Consider the following 2590-nt stretch of genomic DNA (forward strand, 5'->3'; position numbering starts at 1 on the left):
GTTGGCGGGTGCGGGGGCGCTCGCTCGTGGGGTGGCGGAGGCGTGCGAGACGGCGCTGTCAGTAGCGAGCAGGATGTCGACCGATTTGCGGGAGTGCACGATCGACGAGTGGGACGTGGTCGTGACGGTGGGGCAGTCAGTGTTCCTGGGGCGCTTCGGAATGTCCGACGCCATCGCCTCGGCGCGAGCGGGTCCGGGGTGAGGGTCCGCCCGAATCCGCGCTAATGCGTGCGTGTTCGCGTCGAACCCCGGCGTCGAAGATATAAGCTGGCGGTGAGACGCACTCCTATTGCGTCTGTTCACCCGGCGGGTGACGGCGCTATCGACGATGCGCCTCAACGCTCTGTCAGATTGACGATCGTGTCGAAGAGCTCATCGGTGATGCGGGTTCCGGTGTTGGTCTGCGAACCACCCGTTACGTGTATGCCGATCGCGTAGTTCTCTCGGTATATTGCTGAGCCGCTTTGGCCACCAAGCGTGTCTATGGTGTGGGTGAACGTGTTGCCGGTTTCTGCTGTGATGTCACCGTTCGCGGACCACATTGTCCCTGCCGGCTTGTCTGCTGGGTATCCGGTGATGGTCTGAGTCGATCCGACCCAGGTCGCATCCTGGGTGTTCTTCAATCCGATCCAGCCGACGGTATTGCCCACGGGCTCGGCGAGTTTGACGACTCCCCAGTCATGTCCGGATCGCTCCGGGAAGAACCGGTCGACCCAAATCTCTCTGGCGGCGGCAGTGCCAAACGGCTCACTGGTTCCATTGCGCGCGGGACTGAAAGTCAGGTTGGAGGCGACTTGTCCGTTTCTCGCAAGGCAGTGTCCGGCTGTGACCACGGTGTCTGGCGAGACGAGCCATCCGGTGCAGTTGTTGGACAGACCGTTGTAGTCAACCGCGCCGAAGCTGCGGTAGGGGAAAGCGTTGGTGTTGTTGATCATTCCGCGTTCGTCGGGTCCGATGACCGATCGTGCGTCCGGTACCTGTCCGAGTGATGGGGAGATCGTTGTCAAGCCGGTATCGCGTGTTATGCCCGCGACGTCGATGGGATTCACGGTATCGGCGATTCCGTTGACGACGCGGTACCCCACCGGTGTGGTCGGATCGATTTCGGGAGCGCTCTGGGCCTGGAGGAGGCGACGCGACGTGCCCGCAGATGGAAGTGCCTAGCAGGGATACGGCCAGAACTGCTCGGCGCATTGTCATAGTTCCTATTCGTCGGCACCGTGCCCCCGCCGGTTCACCGGTGGGGAGACATAGTTCATGCGGCGCGGACATATCAGCAGGGCTGGTCCTAGTGGAGGCTTGTCTGTCAAGCTCCTTCGGTGTCCCCGACGATGTTGCGGGCCGGGGACACCGATGAAGTAGCGGTCAGTTCGTGGGTGAGGTATAGCTACCGTCGATGCGACCCTTGATGCGTCGCAACGCTTTCCACCCCGCTGGCGTCACCGCTGTAGAGACTATTGCGCCGATCGCAATGCCCTGCGAAACAGCCGACCAGCTACCCGGATCGTCGCCGAAGACCGGCCATTTGTAGATCAGGCCGAGGACGAGGAGAAAGACTATTGCCCGCATGGAATCACCATCCCATCGCACTCGACACTGCGCCACTTGCGCAGGTCACCGCCAGACCCCAACCCACTCGCCCGGCGAGGAACTTCACGAATGCCAGGTAGCCAACGCGCCTTTCGAGGATCTCGAGGATGGCGTCGTAACCGACCACGCCGCCGACGCACCCGACGACGGCCTGCGTAGCGTTCTGCAGGAAACTGTCCTCGTAGAGCTGGATGTCACCGCGGTACTGGGGTGTCGAGTCGACGAACGCCAACTCTTGGCCTGCGCGGTCGAAGGCGAGAAGCTTGTTGTCTGCACTCAAACCCAGCTTGTCGGTTTCGGCAGGCAATGTCTGTGATCCTTCGCGGGCAAGAATGGAGTTGACCTGTGAAATCGTCGCCGCATCCACGGTTTCTACGGTCGATGCGCCGGTCTGAGATGCTACGTCGGCGTCGGTGGTGGCCGGTTGAGCGACGGCTACGCCACCCCCGATGACGGCGGTGGACATCGTTACAGCGGTGATGATTCCTGCGACGGCTTTGATGCTGCGCATTACTCTCCTCCAGGATGGTCGAGTCTCTGAATCCGATGGTCAGTCGATTTCGCGCGTCATGGCCGTAACGTTGTACGCCGATGACGTGGACGTGCGCCGCGTTCGTCTCAGCATGGTGAGACACGGCCTTCAACCTCGCGGTTGGCGGAGGAGGCTCCCGACGTGTACAGGGATGAATCCTCAAACACACCGTGGTGTGCTGGGTGGAAAGTTACCAGAGTCAACGATCGCGCGCAGAGTAAAGCGTGAACTGCTCTTTGCCAGAGCTTTACGGCACCGTCGGTACGACCAGTAGAGCTGCCCGTGCCGTCTCGAGTTCTACGAGTGAGATCGTCAACCCGATGGGTTCGTAGTCGCCGTCGATCGTCAGGAACCGAACCGTGAGGTCGATCGCTTGTTTCGCTGCCGGCATGTCGACGGGTGCTGGAGCGGCGCATCGGCTGTGTTGTCTGCCATCCACGCTGTGCGCCGCGCGGGCGTCAGCCGGCC

At 61.7% G+C, this 2590-nt stretch carries 4 protein-coding genes and 1 pseudogene; 1 reads left to right on the forward strand and 4 read right to left on the reverse strand.

The features are described from left to right. On the forward strand, nucleotides 1-202 hold a 202-nt coding region (locus J1M87_RS26895; protein ID WP_206492746.1), incomplete at its 5' end, for an Rv3654c family TadE-like protein. 133 nt (nucleotides 203-335) lie between these two features. On the opposite strand, the gene J1M87_RS26900 is transcribed toward J1M87_RS26895, so the two are convergent. From J1M87_RS26900 to J1M87_RS26915, 4 genes and pseudogenes are all read right to left on the reverse strand, one after another. Further along, a complete protein-coding gene (locus J1M87_RS26900) occupies nucleotides 336-935 on the reverse strand; it encodes a serine protease (RefSeq protein ID WP_206492747.1) in 600 nt (199 codons plus the stop codon). Nucleotides 936-1365: 430 nt separating this feature from the next. Beyond that, a complete protein-coding gene (locus tag J1M87_RS26905; protein WP_206492748.1) occupies nucleotides 1366-1569 on the reverse strand; it encodes a hypothetical protein in 204 nt (67 codons plus the stop codon). A 4-nt stretch (nucleotides 1570-1573) separates the two neighbouring features. Continuing rightward, nucleotides 1574-2101: a hypothetical protein gene (locus J1M87_RS26910; RefSeq protein WP_206492749.1), complete on the reverse strand. Its 528-nt coding sequence runs from the start codon at nucleotides 2099-2101 to the stop codon at nucleotides 1574-1576. Nucleotides 2102-2369: 268 nt separating this feature from the next. Next, nucleotides 2370-2590, reverse strand: a pseudogene (locus J1M87_RS26915) (hypothetical protein); the annotation flags it as partial.

This window comes from Rhodococcus sp. KRD162, assembly GCF_017168335.1.
Classification (GTDB): domain Bacteria; phylum Actinomycetota; class Actinomycetes; order Mycobacteriales; family Mycobacteriaceae; genus Rhodococcoides.

Excerpts from the sequence above, each read along its gene's own strand:
- J1M87_RS26900 (WP_206492747.1), bottom strand. The coding sequence starts at position 935 with ATGATCAACAACACCAACGCTTTCCCCTACCGCAGCTTCGGCGCGGTT.
- J1M87_RS26905 (WP_206492748.1), bottom strand. The coding sequence starts at position 1,569 with ATGCGGGCAATAGTCTTTCTCCTCGTCCTCGGCCTGATCTACAAATGG.
- J1M87_RS26910 (WP_206492749.1), bottom strand. The coding sequence starts at position 2,101 with ATGCGCAGCATCAAAGCCGTCGCAGGAATCATCACCGCTGTAACGATG.